The 19,260-nt window shown below is 71.8% G+C and carries 17 protein-coding genes, 1 pseudogene and 1 riboswitch; of the genes and pseudogenes, 4 read left to right on the top strand and 14 right to left on the bottom strand.

All coding sequences use genetic code 11. The features are described from left to right. The first annotated feature begins 136 nt into the window (after positions 1–136). From ACWD4A_RS07285 to ACWD4A_RS07275, 3 genes are all read left to right on the top strand, one after another. Positions 137–874, top strand: coding sequence for an ABC transporter ATP-binding protein (locus ACWD4A_RS07285; RefSeq protein WP_451190478.1), 738 nt, complete (start codon positions 137–139; stop codon positions 872–874). Next, positions 856–2,085 carry a hypothetical protein gene (locus tag ACWD4A_RS07280; protein WP_451190476.1) on the top strand — a complete coding sequence of 410 codons (1,230 nt, stop codon included), beginning with the start codon at positions 856–858 and terminating at the stop codon, positions 2,083–2,085. Before ACWD4A_RS07285 ends, ACWD4A_RS07280 begins: the two co-directional genes overlap by 19 nt. 132 nt (positions 2,086–2,217) lie before the next feature. Continuing rightward, a complete protein-coding gene (locus ACWD4A_RS07275) occupies positions 2,218–3,177 on the top strand; it encodes a hypothetical protein (protein ID WP_451190475.1) in 960 nt (319 codons plus the stop codon). A 64-nt stretch (positions 3,178–3,241) separates the two neighbouring features. Here the strand turns inward: ACWD4A_RS07275 and ACWD4A_RS07270 are convergent, their stop codons facing one another. The 9 genes from ACWD4A_RS07270 to rpsB all read right to left on the bottom strand — a co-directional run bounded on the left by ACWD4A_RS07270 (position 3,242) and on the right by rpsB (position 13,059). After that, on the bottom strand, positions 3,242–4,267 hold the full coding sequence (locus ACWD4A_RS07270) for an ABC transporter ATP-binding protein (RefSeq protein ID WP_451190472.1): 1,026 nt from the start codon (positions 4,265–4,267) through the stop codon (positions 3,242–3,244). Continuing rightward, a complete protein-coding gene (locus ACWD4A_RS07265) occupies positions 4,268–5,881 on the bottom strand; it encodes an ABC transporter permease (RefSeq protein ID WP_451190648.1) in 1,614 nt (537 codons plus the stop codon). 89 nt (positions 5,882–5,970) lie between these two features. Next, positions 5,971–7,056: a thiamine ABC transporter substrate-binding protein gene (locus tag ACWD4A_RS07260; protein ID WP_451190471.1), complete on the bottom strand. Its 1,086-nt coding sequence runs from the start codon at positions 7,054–7,056 to the stop codon at positions 5,971–5,973. Further along, a riboswitch (TPP riboswitch) is annotated at positions 7,051–7,155 on the bottom strand. (Overlaps the previous gene by 6 nt.) A gap of 47 nt (positions 7,156–7,202) precedes the next feature. Further along, complete coding sequence (rlmN, locus tag ACWD4A_RS07255) at positions 7,203–8,312, bottom strand: 23S rRNA (adenine(2503)-C(2))-methyltransferase RlmN (RefSeq protein WP_451190469.1); 1,110 nt, start codon at positions 8,310–8,312, stop codon at positions 7,203–7,205. A 165-nt stretch (positions 8,313–8,477) separates the two neighbouring features. Continuing rightward, a complete protein-coding gene (locus ACWD4A_RS07250; RefSeq protein WP_451190467.1) occupies positions 8,478–9,602 on the bottom strand; it encodes a phosphatidate cytidylyltransferase in 1,125 nt (374 codons plus the stop codon). Next, entirely contained in the window at positions 9,602–10,159 is a 558-nt protein-coding gene (frr, locus tag ACWD4A_RS07245; protein ID WP_116214130.1) for a ribosome recycling factor, read from the bottom strand. The genes ACWD4A_RS07250 and frr overlap by 1 nt, the downstream gene beginning before the upstream one ends. A gap of 169 nt (positions 10,160–10,328) precedes the next feature. Continuing rightward, positions 10,329–11,108: a UMP kinase gene (gene pyrH, locus ACWD4A_RS07240; protein WP_451190463.1), complete on the bottom strand. Its 780-nt coding sequence runs from the start codon at positions 11,106–11,108 to the stop codon at positions 10,329–10,331. A 163-nt stretch (positions 11,109–11,271) separates the two neighbouring features. Next, positions 11,272–12,108, bottom strand: a complete 837-nt coding sequence (gene tsf / locus ACWD4A_RS07235; protein ID WP_451190461.1) for a translation elongation factor Ts — start codon at positions 12,106–12,108, stop codon at positions 11,272–11,274. Positions 12,109–12,204: 96 nt separating this feature from the next. Next, the gene (gene rpsB, locus ACWD4A_RS07230; RefSeq protein ID WP_451190460.1) at positions 12,205–13,059 is read right to left on the bottom strand and encodes a 30S ribosomal protein S2; all 855 of its coding nucleotides are present in this window, start codon (positions 13,057–13,059) and stop codon (positions 12,205–12,207) included. Positions 13,060–13,374: 315 nt separating this feature from the next. On the opposite strand from rpsB, the pseudogene ACWD4A_RS07225 reads away from it, so the two are divergent. Continuing rightward, a pseudogene (locus ACWD4A_RS07225) lies at positions 13,375–13,893 on the top strand (murein hydrolase activator EnvC family protein); the annotation flags it as partial. 150 nt (positions 13,894–14,043) lie between these two features. Here ACWD4A_RS07225 and ACWD4A_RS07220 read toward each other — a convergent pair. The 5 genes from ACWD4A_RS07220 to ACWD4A_RS07200 all read right to left on the bottom strand — a co-directional run bounded on the left by ACWD4A_RS07220 (position 14,044) and on the right by ACWD4A_RS07200 (position 19,183). Next, complete coding sequence (locus ACWD4A_RS07220; protein ID WP_451190646.1) at positions 14,044–14,601, bottom strand: TetR/AcrR family transcriptional regulator; 558 nt, start codon at positions 14,599–14,601, stop codon at positions 14,044–14,046. Positions 14,602–14,736: 135 nt separating this feature from the next. Beyond that, positions 14,737–15,573: an RNA polymerase sigma factor WhiG gene (gene whiG / locus ACWD4A_RS07215; RefSeq protein ID WP_451190459.1), complete on the bottom strand. Its 837-nt coding sequence runs from the start codon at positions 15,571–15,573 to the stop codon at positions 14,737–14,739. Between the two features lie 240 nt (positions 15,574–15,813). After that, a complete protein-coding gene (dprA, locus tag ACWD4A_RS07210) occupies positions 15,814–17,118 on the bottom strand; it encodes a DNA-processing protein DprA (protein WP_451190457.1) in 1,305 nt (434 codons plus the stop codon). Continuing rightward, the gene (locus ACWD4A_RS07205) at positions 17,115–18,737 is read right to left on the bottom strand and encodes a YifB family Mg chelatase-like AAA ATPase (protein ID WP_451190455.1); all 1,623 of its coding nucleotides are present in this window, start codon (positions 18,735–18,737) and stop codon (positions 17,115–17,117) included. Before ACWD4A_RS07205 ends, dprA begins: the two co-directional genes overlap by 4 nt. Continuing rightward, complete coding sequence (locus ACWD4A_RS07200) at positions 18,737–19,183, bottom strand: YraN family protein (protein WP_451190452.1); 447 nt, start codon at positions 19,181–19,183, stop codon at positions 18,737–18,739. Before ACWD4A_RS07200 ends, ACWD4A_RS07205 begins: the two co-directional genes overlap by 1 nt. Positions 19,184–19,260: the final 77 nt, after the last annotated feature.

Below are 19,260 nucleotides of genomic sequence, written 5' to 3'. Positions count from 1 at the left end.
GGAAAGTGAGGCACTCCAGCGCCGAGCCTGGGCGAGGGCTAGGATCCCGGTTCCGTACGGTGCCAGTGACCCAATGGCCTCCGGTTCGTTCACCCGGACAGGGGAACGAACCCTTCAGCGACCCGAGGTGCTCGACATGGTGGCCCCGCCGGACAACGACGTGCTCTGGGCACGTGGCCTGCATTACGCATACAGCGGTTCGCCCGCGCTCGCCGGAGTCTCCATCGGTGTGCGCGAGGGCGAGATCCTCGCCGTCACCGGGACACGCGGTTCCGGCAAGAGCACACTCCTGAAATGCCTGTCGGGGCAGCTCGTGCCCACTCCCGGAGAGGTGTGGTTCAACAGCGCGCCTGTGCACACCCTTTCGCGCCCCGCGCGCGAGCGGCTGCGCCGGGAGCGCTTCGGCTGGATCGACAGCGAGCCCCATCTCGTCCCCGAGCTGACCGGCTGGGAGAACGCCGCCCTGCCGCTGCTGCTGCGCGGCGCCGGGCACCGGGCCGCCAAGCGGACCGCGGGCGAGTGGCTCGAACGTCTCGACGTCGGCGACTGCGCCCGCAAACGGCCGGGCGCCATGCTCATGGCGCAGCGTCAGCGGATCGCCATCGCACGGGCGCTGGCCACCGAGCCGACGGTCATCTTCGCGGACGAACCGACCGCCCCCCTGCACAACGCCGACCGGGCACAGGTGCTGCGCACCCTGACCACGGCGGCGCGCTCGCACCAGATCACGGTCGTCATCGCCACTCTGGACGACGAGATCGCCACGCTGGCCGACCGTACGGTCACCCTGGCCGACGGCCGCCGGGCCAGCGGGATCCCGTCGCCCGAAGCTCCGGGCGGAGAGGGCAGGGCGGCGTGCTCAGTCTCCGCCTAGCGCGCGGCGCGCACCCGCTCGTCCTGCTACGGAGACTGCTGGTCGCGGCCGCCGCCGCGGGCGTCGGCTTCCTGCTGCTGTGCACGCTCGGGTACGCGGTGGCGCATCCGAAGGCGACCGGGGAATCGATCGTCCGGCTGGTGTGGTGCGCCGTGCCGCTGGCCGCCGTCGTGCAGTTCGCCCTCGCCGTGGCCCGTACGGACCCGTCCACCCGCCCGCGCGCGGGCCTGGACGCCGCGGGGCTCGGGCCGGCCCGTCTCTCGCTTCTCGCGGCCGCGTCGACGGCCATCTCGTGCACGCTGGGCAGCGGCGTCGCCCTCCTGGTGTACCTGGAGCTCCGGGGCGACCTCGGCGGCACCCCGCTGAGCGGTTCCGCGGAACGGCTGCTGGACGGGCGGCAGCACCTGCCGTGGGGCGCGACGCTGACGCTCCTGGGCCTGCTGCCCGCCCTCGCGTCGGGCACGTGCGCGATCGCGCTGCGGCCGGGCCGGGAGGGCGCGCGTCCCGCACAGCCCGCCGAGCCGGAGGCCGCGGAGGAGGAAGCGGCCGTGCCGCCGCCCGTCGTACCGCCCTCCCCCAAGCCCGCCTATGCCGGGCTGCCATGGGGCATCGCCATCATCTCGGTGGGGCTGGCCATGGAGGCGTACGTGGGCCGCGGCCCGGCCCCCGACCCGGACACCCTGCTGTCGCTGCCGGGCCGGTCCGACGGCGCCTCCCCCGGTGTCATCGGCGGGTGGCTGCTCGCGTCCCTCGGGCTCGTCCTCGCGGGCCCCGGCCTGACCCACTGGTGCGGGGTGCTGCTGTCGGCCGGACGGCCCGGCGCGGTGCGGCTGCTGGCCGGACGGATACTGCAGGACGCCGCCACCCGGATCGGCCGGCCGCTCGGGGTGCTGTGCGCGGTCGCCTCGGGCGCCCTCGCGGCCGCGGAGCTCTACGGCGCGGCCTGGGAGGGGTCGGGGCCCCGCCCCTTCGGCCCGCTCACCGGGCTCGGCGCGGCCCTCGTGATGGCCTGTGTCACCGCCACGGCCATCACCGCGGCCCTGGACAGCCGGCAGAACCGCACGGGCACCACGGCGGCGCTCCAGCGCCTCGGGCTGCCCGTCTCCATGCTGCGCGGGGCGGCCGTGCTGCGCATCTGTGTGCTGCTGGCCGTGCTGACCCCGCTGACATGGGCCATCGCCGAGCTGGCCGCGCTGCCCATGACCAGGTGACCGGCATGAGGTGACCGGCATGACCAGGTGACCGAATCGTCCTTGACCTTTTCTTGACCCAAAGCAACTTCCGCGCCGAAAAGCACGTCTGCCTCAGGAGCACGACGGTTTATCAGGCGAACGGAGCTTTTGGTGATCATCGGCCTAGTGACGGCTGTCGCGGCCTCGGCCTGCTACGGAACAGGCTCGGTCCTGCAAGCGGTGGGATCGCGCAAATCGGCCCGCCAGGAGGCCGCGAAGGCGTCCTCCACGGGCACCACCCAGCATGGCGGCCCGAGCCTCGCCTCCACCGCGAAGGCCGCCGTGACCTGGGAGTTCATGGTCGGCACGGTCCTGGACTTCATCGGCTTCGGGCTGGGCGCGCTGGCCGCCCGGATGCTGCCGCTGTTCCTCTCCCAGACGGTCATCAGCGCCAACCTCGTCGTCACGGCCGTGCTGAGCATCAGGCTCCTGGGCATCCGGCTGACCAAGCCGGAGTGGGCGTCCATCGGTGTCGTCTGCTCCGCGCTCGTGCTGCTGGCGACCGCCGCGGGGCACGAGGGCGGCGGTGACGCCGCCCGGTCCACGCACTGGTGGCTGCTGATCATCTCCGTCGTGCTGATGGGCGGCGGCACGGTGGCGGTCCGCCTGCTGGGCTCGCGGGCCGCGATCCTGGCCGGTCTGCTGTCCGGTCTCGGCTTCGGCGCGATCGGCGTGGGTGTACGCATCCTGGACGGCATCGACCCGTTCGACCTGCCCACCCTGATCGCCGACCCGGCGCTCTACGCCATCCTCATATCGGGTGCCGTCGGCATGTACCTGCACACGGTCGCCCTGCAGATCGGCTCGGTCAACGGTGCCACCGCGGCCCTGGTCGTCGGCGAGACCGTGCTGCCGGGCATCATCGGCGTCCTGCTGCTCGGCGACAACTCCCGTCCCGGCTTCGCCTGGGTGGCGGTGCTGGGCTTCCTGCTGGCCGTGGCGGGCGCGGTGGCGGTCGCCTGGTTCGGCGAACCGGACGCCCACGCGGCGACACCGTCGTCGGAATCGCCGGAGTCGCCGGAGTCGCCGGAATCCCCGGAGAAGGAACCGCAGTCGACAACGGTCGGCTGACCTCTGCGGGACTTCGCTCCCCAAACATCGGGCGGGCCGGAAAATCCGGCCCGCCCGGGGCACTTCAGCCCGCCAGCACCACCACGTCGCCCGCGTCGAACACGACGCCGACCCGGTCGCCCACGTCCGGCGCGGAGCGCAGCTCGCAGGACGCCTCCAGCTCCGGCCCGTCCGAAGGCCGCAGCAGCACGGCCACGTGGTCTCCCCGGAACGTGCGACCGGTCACCTCGCAGGGCAGCCCTTCCGCCGAAGGCACCAGCCGTACGCCCGCGGGCCGTACGAGCAGCCGGCACTCCCCCTGGGGCGTCCCGGCAGCCACCGGCACCTTGCCCCACACCGTGTCCGCGCGTTCCCCGGACACGGTCGCCCCGACGACGTTGTCGAAGCCGAGGAAACGGGCCACGAACTCGGACGCGGGCCGCTGCCAGACCTCCAGGGGCGTCCCGGCCTGAGCGATCCGGCCGTCCCGCATGACCACCACCCGGTCGGCGAGCGCGAACGCCTCGCCCTGGTCGTGGGTGACGGCCAGCACCGTGGTGCCCAGCCGTCCGAAAAGCTCGCGCAGTTCGACGACGAGCCGCTCCCGCAGCCCCCTGTCGAGCTGGCCCAGCGGCTCGTCGAGCATCAGCAGCCGCGGCCGCGGCGCGAGGGCGCGGGCGAGCGCGACGCGCTGCTGCTCACCGCCCGACAATGCCGCGACGGATCGCCGCCGGGCGCCCGGGAGCCCCACCATGTCGAGCAGTTCGTCCACCCGCCGCTCCGCCTCGGTGCGGCCCGTCCCGCGCATGCGCAGCCCGAAGGCGACGTTGCCGCCCACGTCCCGCTGCGGGAAGAGCTGGTGGTCCTGGAACATCAGGCCCACCTCGCGCCGGTGCGTGGGCACGCCCTCCTGGTCGTTCCCGGACAGGAACACCCGCCCGGCGTCCGCCCGCTGCAGACCGGCGACCACCCGCAGCAGCGTGGACTTGCCGCTGCCGCTCGGGCCCAGTACGCACACCGTCTCGTGCTCGGCGACCTCCAGGTCCACCGAGTCCAGCACCGCGCGCTCGCCGAAGCGCACGGTCACGCCGTCCAGTCGCAGCAGGGACATCTAGAACTCTCCCGAACGGTCGGTGCGGACGCGCTCCAGAACCAGCAGCGCGACCGCGCACACCAGCATCAGGATCGTGCTGAGGGCCATCGCCTGCCCGTAGTTGAGCTCCCCGGGCCTGCCGAGCAGCCTGGCCACCGCCACGGGCAGCGTCGGGCTGTCGGGCCGGGCGATGAAGACGGTCGCCCCGAACTCGCCCAGCGACACGGCGAACGCGAAGCCCGCGGCGACCGCCAGGGCCCGCCCCACCAGCGGCAGGTCCACCTCGCGCCAGGCCCGCAGGGGCGAGGCGCCCAGCACCGCCGCCGCCTCGCGCAGCCGGGCGTCCACCGCGCGCAGCACGGGCAGCATCGTCCGGACGACGAACGGCACACCCACCAGTGCCTGCGCGAGCGGCACCAGGATCCATGACGTGCGCAGGTCGAGCGGCGGCTCGTCCAGGGTGATCAGGAAACCGAAGCCGACGGTCACCGCGGAGGTGCCGAGCGGCAGCATCAGCAGCGCGTCGAAACCCCGTACCAGCCTGCCCGCACGCCGGGTGAGCGCCGCGGCCGCCAGACCGCCCACGACCACCGCGATGCCGGTGGCGGCCAGCGCGTACGCCAGGGAGTTCCCGATGGCCTCCAGCGGGGCGACGACGAACGTGCCGCCGTTGTCGCCCGCGGAGGCGAGGGCCCGGTAGAAGGTCAGGCCGTAGCCGTCGGGGCCGTCGAAGGAGCGCAGGGTGAGGACGACGAGCGGCACCAGGACCAGCAGCGCGATGACGGCGAGCACGGAGCCGAGCAGCGTCCACTGGGCCGCACCGCGCGGACGGCGGGCGGTCCGCGCGGGGTCGACCAGCTTCAGGGCGGTCTCCCTGCGCCGTACGGTCCGGCCGTGCACCACGAGCAGCACGGCCACCGCCACGAACTGCACCAGGGTGAGCACGGCCGCGGTCGGCAGGTCCAGCAGCTGCGCGGTCTGCTGGTAGATCTCCACTTCGAGGGTGGAGTAGCGGGGGCCGCCCAGGATCTGGACGACGCCGAACGAGGTGAAGGTGAACAGGAAGACCATGAGCGCCGCGGCGGCGACGGCGGGCGCCAGGGCGGGCAGGGTCACCCGCCGCCACGCGGCGAAGCGGCCGGCGCCCAGTACCCGCGCCGCCTCCTCCTGCCTCGGGTCGAGCTGCGCCCAGAGGCCGCCCACGGTCCGTACGACCACGGCGTAGTTGAAGAAGACGTGGGCGAGGAGGATCGCCCACACAGTGGTGTCCAGGCGTACGCCCCACAGCTCGTCCAGCAGCCCGCCGCGGCCCAGCAGGGCGAGGAAGGCCGACCCGACGACGACGGTGGGCAGCACGAAGGGGACGGTGACCACGGCCCGCAGCAGTTGCTTGCCGGGGAAGTCGAAGCGCGCGAAGACGTACGCGCCGGGGAGCGCGAGGGCGAGGGTGAGCGCCGTGGAGGCGAGTGCCTGCCAGGTGGTGAACCACAGGACGTGGCCGATCGCGGGGTCGGTGAGGACCTCGCCGATCCGGCCGAACTGCCACCGCCCGCCGTCCTTGAGTCCCCGGGACACGATGGCGGCGACGGGGTAGGCGAAGAAGACGCCGAAGAAGGCGAGCGGCACGGCCATCAGGCCGAGCCGCACCGCCGTTCGCCGGAATCCCTCCCGGGACCGCCGGGAGGGCCGCAGAGAGCCCCTGGAGGGATTGTCGGCGGCGTCTACTTCAGGACGATCGAGGACCATTCCTTGACCCACTGCTCGCGGTTCTTGGCGATCTTCTCGGGGGCGAGCACCTCGGGGGCGTCGACCTTCGCGCCGTACTTGGTGAACACCTCGGGCAGCGCGGCGTCCCGGGCGGCGGGCTTGACGAACATGCTCAGCGGCATGTCCTCCTGGAACTTCTTGCTCAGCAGGAAGTCGATCAGGGCCTTGCCGCCCTCGGTGTTCTTCGCGCCGGAGAGCAGCCCGGCGAATTCGATCTGCCGGAAGCAGGTGCCGGTCGCGACGCCGGTCGGGCCCTCCTTCGGCTGCGGCTTCACGTCCAGGACCTCGGCGGGCGGGCTGGAGGCGTAGGAGACGACCAGCGGCTTGTCGCTCTTGGCCTTCCTGCCCGCGGCGGAGCCGGAGAAGCGCTGGTTGTAGGCCTGCTCCCAGCCGTCGACCACCTCGACGCCGTTGGCCTTCAGCTTCTTCCAGTAGTCCTGCCAGCCGTCGTCGCCGTACTTGGCGACCGTGCCGAGCTGGAAGGCGAGGCCGGGCGACGACGTGGCGGAGTTCTCGGTGACGAGGAGGTTCTTGTACTCCGGCTTGACCAGGTCGTCGAAGGACTGCGGCGGGGCCAGCTTGTGGTCGGCGAAGTACGCGCGGTCGTAGTTGACGCAGATGTCGCCGGTGTCGATCGGGGTGACCCGGTGCCGGCCGGCGTCGGTCTGGAGCTCCTTGGGGACCCTGTCCAGGCCCTTGGCCTCGTACGGGGTGAAGAGGTTCTTGTCGAGCGCGCGCGACAGGAGGGTGTTGTCGACGCCGAAGAAGACATCGCCCTGCGGGTGCTTCGCGGAGAGGATCGCCTGGTTGACGGCGGCCCCGGCGTCACCGCTCTTGAGCACCTTGACGGTGTAGCCGCTCTGCTGCTCGAACTCCTTGAGCACGCTGTCCGAGACCTGGAACGAGTCGTGCGAGACCAGGGTGACGGTCTTGCCGCCGTCGGCCTTGTCCGAGCCGTCCGAGCCGCAGGCGGCGAGCGCGGGCAGCCCGAGCGCGACGGCCGCGGCCGCGCCCAGGGCACGCCGGAGGTTGGTGTTCATGATGTGCTGACTCCCTACGCCGGTATGACCCGGATCAGGTCCGAGGGTCTGCGGCCCGTGCCGCACTCTCAGCGCTTCCGCGCTCCCCTGTCGGATTGTTCATTTGTGCGAATGCACCGTATCAGTGCACCCCGGGCGGGCCGCGCTCAGCGCTCGGTGGCCGCCAGCTGACCGCAGGCCCCGTCGATCTCCTGACCACGGGTGTCGCGGACGGTCACGGGCACGCCGTGCGAGGCGATGGCCTCGACGAACGCCCGCTCGTCCTCGGGGCGGGAGGCCGTCCACTTCGAGCCCGGGGTGGGGTTGAGCGGGATGAGGTTGACGTGCACGCGCTTGCCCTTGAGGAGGCGGCCGAGCAGGTCACCGCGCCACGCCTGGTCGTTGATGTCGCGGATCAGGGCGTACTCGATGGAGATGCGGCGGCCGGACTTCTCCGCGTACTCCCAGGCGGCGTCGAGGACCTCGCGGACCTTCCAGCGGGTGTTGACCGGCACCAGGGTGTCGCGCAGCTCGTCGTCGGGCGCGTGCAGCGAGACCGCGAGACGACACTTGAAGCCCTCGTCGGCGAAGCGGTGCATCGCCGGGACCAGGCCGACCGTGGAGACGGTGATGCCGCGCTGGGAGAGCCCGAGGCCGTCCGGCTCGGGGTCGGTCAGGCGGCGGATGGCACCCACGACGCGCTTGTAGTTCGCGAGCGGCTCGCCCATGCCCATGAAGACGATGTTGGACAGGCGCGCGGGCCCGCCGGGCACCTCGCCGTCGCGCAGCGCGCGCATGCCGTCCACGATCTGGTGCACGATCTCCGCGGTGGACAGGTTGCGGTCCAGCCCGGCCTGGCCGGTGGCGCAGAACGGGCAGTTCATGCCGCAGCCCGCCTGCGAACTGATGCACATGGTGACCCGGTCGGGGTAGCGCATCAGGACGGACTCGACGAGCTTGCCGTCGTGCAGGCGCCACAGGGTCTTGCGGGTGGTGTCGTCGTCGCACGAGATGTGCCGGACGACGCTCATCAGCTCCGGCAGCAGCTCGGCCGCGAGCTTCTCGCGGGCGGCGGCGGGGATGTCGGTCCACGCCGCGGGATCGTGCGTGTACCGGGCGAAGTAGTGCTGCGACAGCTGCTTGGCGCGGAACGGCTTCTCACCGATCGCCGCCACGGCCTCGCGGCGCTCGGCGGGCGAGAGGTCGGCGAGATGCCGCGGGGGCAGCTTGGCCCCGCGGGGGGCTACGAACGTCAGTTCTCCGGGCGCGGGGGCCATGAGCAGGGACTCCTCGTTGACGACGGCGGATGACCTCCGCAATCGCGGAGCCAGCGGCAGGACGATGCCGGAACCCGGAGATCTCACAGGGGGACCCCCGCAGGCACGGGGCCGGAAAAGGGCCCGCCGCACAGCGACGAGCCCTTCCAGGGTACCTGGCCCGGTTCAGGACGAGCCGACGAAGACCACCATCAGCAGCCACACCACCGGTGCGGTCGGCAGCAGCGAGTCCAGCCGGTCCATGATCCCGCCGTGGCCGGGCAGCAGCGCGCCCATGTCCTTGATGCCGAGGTCGCGCTTGATCATGGACTCGCCCAGATCGCCCAGCGTGGCGCTGGCCGCGACGGCGAGCCCCAGCAGCAGACCCTGCCACCACCGACCGCCGTCGATCATGAACTGCATGCACAGCGCGCCCGCCACCATGGCGAACAGCACGGCCCCGAGCAGCCCCTCGCGCGTCTTGCCGGGGCTGATGCGCGGCGCCAGCTTGCGCTTGCCGAACTTCCAGCCCACCGCGTACGCGCCGGTGTCGCTCACGACCGTGAGGATCAGGAAGGTGAGCACCCGCCACGCGCCGTCGCCCGCGGCCAGCATCAGGGCCACGAAGGTCGCCAGGAACGGCACGTAGAACGCGGCGAAGATGCCCGCCGTGACGTCCTTGAGGTAGTCGTCCGGCGGCTCCGTCATCCGCCACACGAGCACGGCGAGCGCGGTGAAGGCCATCGCCACCCAGGCGCCCTCGGCGCCGCTCGCGTAGCCCGCGATGACCATCGCGGCGCCGCCGAGCGCGAGCGGCACCAAGGGGGCCTTGACGGCCTTCCGCTCGGAGAGGCGGGAGGTCAGCTCCCACAGCCCGACGACGACGGCCACGACGATCACGCCGAGGAAGACGGGCTTGTAGATGAACAGGGAGGCGAGAATGACCGCGCCCAGGCCGAGGCCCACCCCTATCGCGGCCCGGAGGTCGCGGCCGGCGCTCTTCCTGCCGGCCTTGGGTGCCTGGGGGGATACAGGCTCCGGGGCAGACTCCTGGGGCCGGATGTCGGGCTCCTGTTCATCGCGGAACAGGGGGCCGCGCAGGTGAGCGGCCCCCTGGTCACGGTCGTCCTGGTCTCCGCCTGATGAGGAGGGCACGGTGGGCATGGGGCGAGTCTGCGCCGCGGCGCCCGCCTCATGCACAGGACCCGCCGAACCCGGGCGCACGTCCCCTCCGAGCGAGGGGGAGGGTCCCCGGTCGGCGGCCCCCCAGTACCCGGCGCTCGACGGGGCCCCCCAGGATGTCTCGTTCATCAGACCTCGAGGAGCTCGGCTTCCTTGTGCTTGAGCAGCTCGTCCACCTGCGCGACGTACTTCGCGGTGGTGTCGTCGAGCTCCTTCTCCGCGCGGCGCACCTCGTCCTCGCCGGACTCCTTGTCCTTGACGAGCTTGTCGAGAGCGTCCTTGGCCTTGCGGCGGATGGCGCGGATCGAGATCTTCGCGTCCTCGCCCTTGGTGCGGGCCACCTTGATGTAATCGCGGCGGCGCTCCTCGGTGAGCTCGGGGAAGGTCACCCGGATGATGTTGCCGTCGTTGCTCGGGTTGACCCCGAGGTCGGAGTCGCGGATCGCCTGCTCGATGTTGCGCAGTGCGCTCTTGTCGAAGGGCGTCACCACGGCCATGCGCGGCTCCGGCACCGAGAAGGACGCCAGCTGGTTGATCGGCGTCAGCGCACCGTAGTAGTCCGCCACGATCTTGTTGAACATCGCGGGGTGCGCACGCCCGGTGCGGATCGCCGCGAAGTCCTCCTTGGCGACCACAACGGCCTTCTCCATCTTCTCCTCGGCCTCGAGGAGGATCTCTTCGATCACCACTTGCTCCTGGTGTTATCAGTAAGCAGAGCCTCGCCCCTGCGCGCGTCTTCTCCTGCACGGTGTCCGACCGGCAGGCAGTTGTCCATCCCCGTGCCGAGGTCTTCCCACGGCACGGTGTTGCCGTCCCTGTACGGCGTGCTTGCCCAGGGCGGCGTTTTCCGGGCCGTCAGGCCCGAGTGCTCTGGTCGCTCACCAGCGTGCCGATCTTCTCACCCTTGACCGCACGGGCGATGTTGCCTTCGGTGAGCAGCTCGAAGACCAGGATCGGCACCTTGTTGTCCATGCACAGGGAGATGGCGGTGGCGTCGGCGACCTTGAGGCCGCGGGAGAGCACCTCGCCGTACTCGAGGGCGTCGAACTTCACGGCGTCGGGGTTCTTCTTCGGGTCGGAGTCGTAGACCCCGTCGACACCGTTCTTGCCCATCAGGATCGCCTCGGCGTGGATCTCCAGGGCGCGCTGGGCGGCGGTGGTGTCGGTGGAGAAGTAAGGCATGCCCATGCCGGCGCCGAAGATGACGACGCGGCCCTTCTCCAGGTGGCGCACCGCGCGCAACGGGATGAACGGCTCGGCGACCTGGCCCATGGTGATGCCGGTCTGCACCCGCGTCTCGACGCCTTCCTTGACCAGGAAGTCCTGGAGGGCGAGAGAGTTCATCACCGTACCGAGCATGCCCATGTAGTCCGAGCGGGCGCGGTCCATGCCGCGCTGCTGCAGCTCGGCGCCGCGGAAGAAGTTGCCGCCGCCGATCACGACGGCGATCTCGTAGCCGTCGCGTACGACGGCCGCGATCTCACGGGCGATGGCGTGCACGACATCGGGGTCGACACCGAGGCCCCCGCCGCCGGCGAATGCCTCGCCGGACAGTTTCAGCATAAACCGGCGGCGTTTGCCGTGGTCAGCGCTCTTGTCGTCGGCGGCCTGCCTGGCGTCCGCACCCTGATTCATTGGAGATCTCCTCGTGCACATACGAAGAAGGCCACTGCCGGATGGGTCTTTATCAGATCCCTGTACGGCAATGGCCTCCTCGTCACATCAGCGGCCGACCGGTGAAGGGTCGGCTGCGTACGACCCTAGCGGGTCGCAGGTCAATCGCTGCCCTGCTGACGGCTCAGACGCCGACGCGGATGCGCGCGAAGCGCTTCAGCGTGACACCGGCCTCGTCCAGAATCTTCTGGACGGTCTTCTTGTTGTCCTTGGCAAACGCCTGCTCGAGAACGGAGTTCTCCTTGACGAAGCCCGTGACACGGCCCTCGATGATCTTCGGCAGGGCGGCCTCGGGCTTGCCCTCCTCGCGGGCGGTGGCCTCGGCGACGCGACGCTCGTTGTCCAGGACGTCGGCCGGGATGTCCTCACGGGAGAGGAACTTCGGCGCGAACGCGGCGATGTGCTGCGCGATGTCCTTGGCGACCTCGGCGTTCTCCTTGTCCAGCTCGACCAGCACGCCGACCTGCGGGGGCAGGTCCGCGGCGGTGCGGTGCATGTACGCGGAGACGTAGCCGTCGGCGAACTGCGCGAAGCGGTCGACGACGATCTTCTCGCCCAGGGTGGCGTTGGCCTCGTCCACGAACGCCTGGACGGTCTTGCCGGCCTCGATCTCGGACGCCATCAGGGCGTCGAGGTCGGCCGGGGCGGTCTTGGCGACGTGAGCGGCCAGGGCCTCGGCGACGGCGATGAACTTCTCGCCCTTGGCGACGAAGTCCGTCTCGCACTTCAGCTCGACGATCACACCGGAGGTGTTGTCATCGGCGATGACGGAGACGACGGCACCGTTGGAGGTGGTGCGGCTCTCGCGCTTGGCCACGCCCTTCAGGCCCTTGACGCGCACGATCTCGACGGCCTTGTCCAGGTCGCCGGCAGCCTCGTCCAGCGCCTTCTTGCAGTCCATCATGCCGGCGCCGGTGAGCTCGCGGAGCTTCTTGACGTCAGCGGCGGTGAAGTTCGCCATGGTGAATCTCTCTCGGAAGTCGTTGTGACTACGGGTGAACGACGGGGGCGGCGCCGATAGCGCCGTCCCCCGCCGTCATCTACCGCGACTGAGTTGTCAGGCCTGCTCGGCGTCCGCGGCCGGCTTCTCGGCCTCGGCGGCCGGAGCCTCAGCGGCCGGAGCCTCGTCGGCCTTCTTCTCGCCCTCGAGGAGGTCGCGCTCCCACTCGGCGAGGGGCTCGCCGGCGGCCTTGTCGGCCTTCGCGTCACCGGTGGCGACACCGGAGCGGGCGATGAGGCCCTCGGCGACGGCGTCGGCGATCACGCGGGTGAGCAGGGTGACGGAGCGGATCGCGTCGTCGTTGCCCGGGATCTTGTAGTCGACCTCGTCGGGGTCGCAGTTGGTGTCGAGGATCGCGACGACCGGGATGCGCAGCTTGCGCGCCTCACCGACGGCGATGTGCTCCTTCTTGGTGTCCACGATCCAGACGGCGCTGGGCACCTTCTGCATCTCGCGGATACCGCCGAGGGTCTTCTCCAGCTTGGCCTTCTCGCGGGAGAGGACGAGCAGCTCCTTCTTGGTGAGGCCGGAGGCGGCCACATCCTCGAAGTCGATGAGCTCGAGCTCCTTCAGGCGCTGCAGGCGCTTGTAGACGGTCGAGAAGTTGGTGAGCATGCCGCCCAGCCAGCGCTGGTTGACGTACGGCATGCCGACGCGGGTCGCCTGCTCGGCGATGGCCTCCTGGGCCTGCTTCTTCGTACCGACGAACATGATGGAGCCGCCGTGCGCGACGGTCTCCTTGACGAACTCGTAGGCGCGGTCGATGTACGACAGCGACTGGAGCAGGTCGATGATGTAGATGCCGTTGCGCTCCGTGAAGATGAAACGCTTCATCTTCGGGTTCCAACGACGGGTCTGGTGACCGAAGTGGACGCCGCTCTCCAGCAGCTCCCGCATCGTGACGACGGCCATGGCCGCGCTCCTTGAAATACTCGGTTCCACGGCGGCCGGGCGGCCGCCGCTCCTGACGCCCCGACGTGCCCGCCGTGGAGGCTGCCCCTTGCGAGGAACCGTTCCGCGGACCGAGAGACACGGCCACCGGGCTGCCCGAAAGGGACTGACGCGCCGGTAGCGGGGCGTGCGAAGTCGATCCGGTGACCCGGATCGCCATGAGAAGTGTACGGGACCGTGGAAGGACCGGGTGACGGCGCTGTCCACAACCCGCGAGTAGTCCACAGATCCTGGCCAAGATCCCCACGATTCGGCGAGGTGGGCCACGGTTCGGTCATGCGATCTTTCACGTCCGGCACGCGAACGTTCACGGGGCGCCTCGCGCGGCGCTCCCTCCGCGCGAGCGCGGCAGCCCTCGGCATGCTACTGACCGTGACCGCTCTTGTCGTGTGCGCCACGGGTGTTCCGGGGTCCGTGCGCCCCACCGCCCTGGCCGTGGCGACGGGCCCTCCGAGCATGGGCGGGGCGAGCGGCGACCGGGCCTGGCCGGTCGCGGGCCCACGCGGAGGCCGTCCCCTGGTCGTACGGGCGTGGGATCCGCCGCCGGTGCGCTGGGCGACGGGCCACCGCGGGGTGGATCTCGACGCCCGCGCGGGGGCGCCGGTGCGGGCCGCGGCGCCCGGCACGGTGTCCTTCGCGGGCACGGTCGCGGGCCGGGGTGTGGTGGCCGTCGCCCTGGCGGGGACGGGTGACCCACCGCTGCGGATCACCTATGAGCCGGTGCGGGCGATCGTGCGCGAGGGCGACCAGGTGACCGCGGGGCAGCCGGTGGGCAGCCTGGAGCCGGGCCCGTTCCACTGTCCCGGGGGCTGTCTGCACTGGGGCCTGCTGCGCGGGGACACCTATCTCGATCCGCTCTCGCTGCTGCCGGCGTGGATGCTGCGCCGGCCGCCCTCCCGGCTGCTGCCGCTCACCGGCCCGCTCGGGCCGCCGGGCCCGGGGGTGTCAGCCGCGGACGCCGCGCAGGGCCATGGAGACGGCGGCCTCGGTGATGCTGTGCGGTTCCTCGGCGGCGCCGAGCTCGATGCGGCGGACCGCCGCGTCCACCACTCCCTGCAGGAGCATCGCGGCGAGGCGGGGCTGGTCGTGTCCGAGGGCGTCGAGAGCCTCGACCACCATGGCCACCAGCCCGCCGTGCGCGGCGCGGATCTTCTCGCGGGCACCCGGGTCGAGCTCACCGGCGGAGATCGCGACCACGGCACGGTGGCGGCGGTCGCCGACCAGCGCCAGTTGCTGCCGCACATACGCCTCGATCTTCGCCTCCGGCGTCCCGGCGCGCTGCATGGCGGCCTCGACCTCGGCGGCCCAGACGGGGAAGTCGACGGCGCACAGCTCCTCGACCACCGCCGCCCTGGAGCGGAAGTACTCGTACACCGAGGAGCGCGCGAGTCCGGTGCGCTCGGCCAGCGCGGGGAAGGTCAACGCCTCCGTACCGCCCTCGGACAGCAGGGAGCGGGCGGCGTCCAGCAGGGCGTCGCGCTGCATTGTCCGGTGCTCGGCCACTGAGGCCGCTCGAATCCTGGGCACGCCTCCACTTTACGGATGTCCGCCGGACGGGACGACGCCGACGGCACGTTTCCCCGGTACGGGCCGGGGCGGCGCCGGGGGCGGTGGCTCTCCGGGGACCGGACGGGCCGGTCAGCGTCCTATGTCCGCGAGCTTCGCCCTCAGCTGGAGGACCGACTTCGTGTGGATCTGGCTGACCCTGCTCTCCGTGACGCCGAGCACATGGCCGATCTCGGCGAGGGTGAGGCCCTCGTAGTAGTAGAGGGTGACCACCGTCTTCTCCCGCTCGGGAAGGGTGTTGATGGCTCGGGCGAGCAGGCGGCGCAGCTCGCGGTCCTCCGCCACCTCGACCGGGTCGTCGGCGGCGGTGTCCTCCAGGGTGTCCATGAGGCTCAGCCGCTCACCGCCCTCGGCGCCGACGTGCAGGAGGTCTTCCAGGGCCACGACGTTGGCCAGCGACAACTGGCTGAAGACGCTGTGCAGTTCCTCGACCGCGATGCCCATCTCCGCCGCCACCTCGGCCTCCGAGGGCGTACGGCGCAGCGCGGCCTCCAGGGTGGCGTACGCGCGCTCGACGGCGCGCGCCTTCTGACGGACCGAGCGCGGGATCCAGTCGAGGGCCCGCAGCTCGTCGATCATGGCTCCCCGGATGCGAGTGATGGCATAGGTCTCGAACTTGATCTCGCGCGCGGGGTCGAACTTCTCGATGGCGTCGATGAGTCCGAAGATCCCGGAGGAGACGAAGTCGGCCTGCTCGACGTTGGGCGGCAGACCGACGCTGACCCGCCCCGCCACATATTTCACCAGTGGCGAGTAGTGGAGGATCAATTGCTCCCGCAACCGCTCGTCGCCCGAGGTCTTGTACGACCGCCACAGCTCATCGAGCGTCGAGGGCGCGGGAGGGCGCGCGGGCCCGCGCGCTGCCGGCGGTGCCGCCGCGCGATCGGACCCGGAGGTGTGCTGGGGCATTCGTCGTCTTGAGCCGTTCTGCTGTGACGTGAATGGAGTGGTACGAATGGCTGGATTCCCGTGAGCGTAGCGTGACTGACGCGCTGCGGTGCGCGAGGAAGTCTCCTTCGGTAGATATGCAGATACGTTCCACTGGCCGCGCCCCCGGTCGGCGGCCGTCGAATGCCCGACGGCCGCGGAGGGTTCGCCGTATCGGCTCCCGCGGTCACCCCCTTAACCCTTTCACCCGATCGCCCCAGGTCAAGAACCGCCTCGCCGCACGGACCGGCGCCGTCCGGGGGGCTTGCCGGTGCCGGATGTTGACGTCCGGTCGGCCAACTTCCATTGATCACCGCAGCGTTCGACGAAGCCGAGGGCCTGGAGCTCATGGAGCGCGCGGAGCGTCCGGCCCTTGTCCCGGCAGGCGTTGCGGGCGATCAGATCGCGATCGCCGCCGGGGCCTCCGGGCACCGCTTCGAGCACCGCGGCCAGCGCGGGAGCGAGCAGATCCCGGGCCACGAGCGGCCCGCGCCGCTCGGGGGCGAGCTCGCCGATGTCGCCGACCAGCTCGGCGATCTCGGCGGCGTCGGTCACCAGGCAGGCACCCTCGCGCAGGAGTTCGTGAACGCCCGCCGAGAGCCCGGAGGTCACCGGCCCGGGGATGCCCATCGTGTACCGACCCAGCTCCCGGGCGCGCCGTGCCGTGACCAGCGATCCACTGCGGTACTCGGCCTCGACGACCACCGTGCCGCGTGTCAGGGCCGCGATGACGCGGTTGCGCAGGACGAAGCGGCTGCGCGTCGGGTGGCCGCCGGGCGGCAACTCGGCCAGTACAAGGCCCTGTTCCACGATCTTGTCGATCAACTCGGTGTGCCCGCGCGGGTAGGGCACGTCCACCCCGCAGGCCAGTACGGCCATGGTCGCCCCGCCCGCGGTGAGCGCTCCCCGATGAGCCGCGCCGTCCACGCCGTAGGCCGCCCCGGAGGTCACCGTCCAGCCGAGCTCCGCGAGTCCGGCGCCGAGGGTGGCCGACACATACGAGCCGTAGTCGGTGCAGGCCCTGGCACCGACGACGGCGACGGATCGCAGGGCCCACAGCCGGAGGTTCGCGTCGCCGCGCACCCAGAGGCCGATCGGGCAGGCGTCGCCGAGGTCGTCCAATTGTCCGGGCCACTCCCGGTCACCGGGGCAGAGGAAGCGGCCGCCCATGCCGGTGACCCTGTCGAGGTCGCGGCGGGGGTCGAGCGCCGCGGCCCGTGCGCGGCAGCCCGCGAGCCGTTCCTTGCCCGCGCCCGTGGGCGGCGGCCCGGCTCCGGTCAGCCCGCGCACCAGCGCCTCGGCGCCGAGCTCCCGGAGCCACCGCCCCACCCGCTCGTCGCCCGGCTCGGTCAGCCGCGTCAGTGCCACTCTCGCGAGCCGCTCCCCGGCGGTGGGGACGCCGTCCTCCGACGGCCCCGGGTCATGGTCCTCGAACCGGCCACCACGGCGGGGCCCGTCCCGCGTCTCCGGCCGTCCCTCACGGCGTCCGGAGCCGCTCCCGTGCTCCGCCCGTGGACGACCGCTCATCGCCCGGCCACCGCCTCGACCGGAATGCTCCGGATGACGCCGGTGCGCAGATACAGCGCCTGTGCCATGTCATCGGCGCCCGGCCGGTCGTGTCCGGCGAGGTCGGCGACGGTCCAGGCGACGCGGAGGACACGGTCGAGCCCACGGGCCGTCAGCAGTCCGCATTCCATGTCGTGCTCGGCTTCCCGCAGCGCTCCCGGCAAGGGGTGCCAGCGGGTGCGCAGTTCATGGCCCGGCACCTCGCCGTTGGTGCTCCACGGGACGGCCTCGTAGCGGGCGGCGGCCCGCTCCCGGGCCTCCCGCACCCTCGCGGCGACCTGCGCGGTGCTCTCCGCCGGGCCATCCCGGCCGGTGAGTTCGGCCCGGGTCACCGCCTCCACCTTGACCCGCAGGTCGACCCGGTCCAGCAAGGGCCCCGAGAGCCTGGCCTGATAGCGGCGGATCGCGGTCGGTGAGCAGTCGCACCCCTCCCCCAGCTGCGCGTGCCGACCGCAGGGGCAGGGGTTCGCGGCGAGCAAGAGCAGAAATCGTGCGGGCATCCGCATCATCCCCGCGGAGCGGGCCACCACGACGTGTCCCGACTCCAGGGGCTGCCGCAGGGCGTCGAGCGCCCGGCCGCTGAACTCGGGCGCCTCGTCCATGAAGAGAACTCCTCCATGGGCCAATGACACCGCGCCGGGTCTCGGCAGCCCGCTGCCGCCGCCGACCAGGGACGCCATGGTCGCCGAGTGGTGGGGAGCGCAGTAGGGCGGGGCGTCCACCAGCGGCTTGCCGGGTGGCAGGACACCCGCGACCGAGTGCACCGCGGTGACCTCCAGGGCCTCCTGGGGCGTGAGTGGCGGCAACAGTCCGGGCAGCCGCTCCGCGAGCATCGTCTTGCCCGCTCCCGGCGGCCCCTTGAGATACAGGTGGTGCCCTCCGGCGGCCGCGATCTCCAGGGCCTTGCGGGCCATGTGCTGACCGGCGACCTCCGCCATGTCGGGGACGTGGAACCCGCCGCCGACCCCGCAGAGCACTCCCGCGCCGATCCCCGTCCCCGCGAGCGACAGCCCCGCCAGCATCGGGTCGGGCCGTCCCTCCTGGGGCGGCTCCTCCTCCGGGACCGGCGCGTCCGTCAGCACCGCGATCAGCTGGCGCAGGCTGCGGACCCCGAGGACCGACACGTCCGGCACCAGTGACGCCTCCGCCGCCGTCTGCTCCGCGACGACGACCTGGCGGTAGCCCGCGTCGGCGGCGGCCAGCACCGCGGGCAGTACGCCGCGGACCGGGCGCACCCCGCCGTCGAGGCCCAACTCGCCGATCATCACCAGGTCGGCGATCTCCCGGGGGTCGATCAGCTCGGCGGCACCCAGGACCGCGCAGGCCACCGCGAGGTCGAAGCCGCTGCCCGCCTTGGGGATCGACGCCGGACTGAGCCCCACGGTGAGCTTCTTCTGCGGCCAGTCGGCGCCGGAATTGACCACCGCCGCGCGCACCCTGTCGCGGCTCTCCGCCAGGCTCTTGTCGGGCAGCCCGACCAGGGTGAAGGCGGCGATGCCCGGCTCCAGACCGGCCTGGACCTCGACGACCACGCCCTCGACCCCGACCAGGGCCACCGAGCACGTACGGGCGAACCCCATCACGCCACCCCCCTGGCGTGCTCGACGGAAGGCGCTCCCCGGTCGGGGACGACCACCCCCACGAGATCGATCCGCACGCCGCCCGGCGGCGACCCTCGGCCGTGCCGCTCCAGCCATCGCTCGGCGAGCAGGCGCAGACGGCCGGCCTTCCCGGCCCGGACCGCAGCCATCGGGTGCTCGTACACCCCCGCGCGCCGGGTCTTCACCTCGCAGACGACCAGGGCGTCGCCCTCCGCCGCGACGATGTCGATCTCGCCGTACCGGCAGCGCCAGTTGCGGTCCAGGATCCGCATCCCGGCCACCGTGAGCCGGCGCACCGCCAGATCCTCGCCGTAGCGCCCGAGCGCCCGGCGCGCGGACCCCTCACCGGACCCCTCACCGGAACCGTCGGAACCGCCGGAGCCGTCAGGGCCCTCCGCCGCCTCTGCCACCTCTGATCCACACATGGACACCACCTCCGGCACCGACTGTGCCGCGGCCGCGCCGCACTATTGGATCTTGGTGGATAACCCGCCGGTTGTGG

It is taken from the genome of Streptomyces sp. NPDC002537, assembly GCF_053594975.1.
The sequence above is the reverse complement of the archived record's forward strand: the minus strand, read 5'-3'. Positions and strand labels throughout refer to the sequence as shown.

Bases quoted from the DNA above. Each gene is read 5' to 3' on its own strand.
- dprA (WP_451190457.1), bottom strand. From the start codon at position 17,118: ATGAGCGGTCGTCCACGGGCGGAGCACGGGAGCGGCTCCGGACGCCGT.
- rpsB (WP_451190460.1), bottom strand. From the start codon at position 13,059: ATGGCCGTCGTCACGATGCGGGAGCTGCTGGAGAGCGGCGTCCACTTC.
- ACWD4A_RS07200 (WP_451190452.1), bottom strand. From the start codon at position 19,183: ATGTGTGGATCAGAGGTGGCAGAGGCGGCGGAGGGCCCTGACGGCTCC.
- ACWD4A_RS07285 (WP_451190478.1), top strand. From the start codon at position 137: ATGGTGGCCCCGCCGGACAACGACGTGCTCTGGGCACGTGGCCTGCAT.
- pyrH (WP_451190463.1), bottom strand. From the start codon at position 11,108: ATGAATCAGGGTGCGGACGCCAGGCAGGCCGCCGACGACAAGAGCGCT.
- ACWD4A_RS07250 (WP_451190467.1), bottom strand. From the start codon at position 9,602: ATGAACGAGACATCCTGGGGGGCCCCGTCGAGCGCCGGGTACTGGGGG.
- ACWD4A_RS07260 (WP_451190471.1), bottom strand. From the start codon at position 7,056: ATGAACACCAACCTCCGGCGTGCCCTGGGCGCGGCCGCGGCCGTCGCG.
- ACWD4A_RS07265 (WP_451190648.1), bottom strand. From the start codon at position 5,881: ATGGCCGTGCCGCTCGCCTTCTTCGGCGTCTTCTTCGCCTACCCCGTC.
- whiG (WP_451190459.1), bottom strand. From the start codon at position 15,573: ATGCCCCAGCACACCTCCGGGTCCGATCGCGCGGCGGCACCGCCGGCA.
- rlmN (WP_451190469.1), bottom strand. From the start codon at position 8,312: ATGGCCCCCGCGCCCGGAGAACTGACGTTCGTAGCCCCCCGCGGGGCC.
- tsf (WP_451190461.1), bottom strand. From the start codon at position 12,108: ATGGCGAACTTCACCGCCGCTGACGTCAAGAAGCTCCGCGAGCTCACC.
- ACWD4A_RS07205 (WP_451190455.1), bottom strand. From the start codon at position 18,737: ATGGGGTTCGCCCGTACGTGCTCGGTGGCCCTGGTCGGGGTCGAGGGC.
- ACWD4A_RS07270 (WP_451190472.1), bottom strand. From the start codon at position 4,267: ATGTCCCTGCTGCGACTGGACGGCGTGACCGTGCGCTTCGGCGAGCGC.